At 44.3% G+C, this 1349-nt stretch carries 2 protein-coding genes; one reads left to right on the forward strand and one right to left on the reverse strand.

The window, feature by feature from the left end; translation table 11 throughout:
• The coding region (locus tag R8269_RS24570; protein ID WP_318222824.1) for a bifunctional diguanylate cyclase/phosphodiesterase at window positions 1-1084 on the forward strand (1084 nt) is incomplete at its 5' end.
• 41 nt (window positions 1085-1125) lie between these two features.
• Here the strand turns inward: R8269_RS24570 and R8269_RS24575 are convergent.
• Window positions 1126-1349, reverse strand: a 224-nt coding sequence (locus R8269_RS24575; RefSeq protein WP_318222825.1) for a glycosyl hydrolase family 18 protein, incomplete at its 5' end; no start/stop codon positions are given.

Here is a 1349-nt window from a genome sequence, read left to right on the forward strand (position 1 = left end):
CGAAGGTCGTTTGATCGTCCGTGAGGCAAGCGACGAGTTCATCTTTATCGTTAATCGAACTGATGAAGAGACCATCAAAGATCTAGCAAGCGAGCTGATTCAAACGCTTTCCAAACCATATAACGTTAACGATAACCAGTTCCTGCTCAGTTGCAGCATTGGGATTGCGTTCTACCCAATGCACGGCGACAACTTAGACGCGCTGCTGCTTTCTGCAGATATCGCCATGTATCAAGCGAAGAAACAGCGTAATGCGTACAGTCTGTTTAATCAGGAGATGCAAGCAAGTCATCTGCACAAGATGAAAGTCGAGCAACGTCTGAGGCTTGCGATTGAGAAGCAAACGCTGTTTATGGCTTATCAACCGCAGTTAAACATTAATGGCGAGATTTATGGTGTTGAGGCGCTTGTTCGTTGGGAAGACGAGGAACTGGGCAAAGTGCCACCTAACGAATTTGTTCCTGTCGCTGAAAGCTCTGGTTTGATGGTGCGATTGGGTGAGTTGATCATCGAAAAGAGCCTTGAAGATATGGGCTTACTGACAACCCATCTTGCCACCCCAATTCAGATGTCGATCAATATTTCCGTCAAGCAGTTCCTACACGCCAAATTTATAGAGCGCTTGATGGCGGCGATGGACAAATACCATCTTGATTGCAATAGAATCACGTTAGAAATCACCGAGAACTTGTTTATCGAAGATCTAGAAAAGTTCTCTCCAACTTGCGAGCGCTTGCACGCTTTGGGCTTTAAGATTTCATTGGATGATTTCGGAACGGGCTACTCGTCACTAAGCATGTTGAGAACATTGCCGATTGATGAAGTTAAAATTGACAAGAGCTTTGTCGACAATATTGAGCACGATAAAAAAGCGCTGAATATGGTGAAAAACATCATCGCTATTGGCAAAAACTTCGAAATGAAAGTCTTAGCTGAAGGGGTCGAAACGCAACGCCAACGCGACCAATTAGAAGCGTGTGGCTGTGATTTGATTCAAGGTTATTTCTACTCCAAGCCACTCTCTTTTGACCAACTGGTTAGCTTTGTGAAAGACAATAAAGAAGAAAAAGCCATCATAGATTAACGATGGCTTTAGTGATGTCGGTTTTAAACCACGATTTCCATTTATTTCTGCATTTCTTGGTACATCACCTCAACAAGCTCGCCTTGCGGGTCGCCCGACAATTCCCAAGTAAAAATGCCACCTAAGTTCGCTTGTTTCGCCCAATTTGCTTTGGCTTTGATCGAGCGTTGATCTTCGTAAGAGATAAAAACTTTCTTTTCAGGATTCCACAAGTACGGCGCTTGGGATTGCTCATCATACTTGTACTCGTAGCCCTGCTTCGCTC

The sequence above is a fragment of the Vibrio sp. Vb0667 genome, assembly GCF_033391095.1.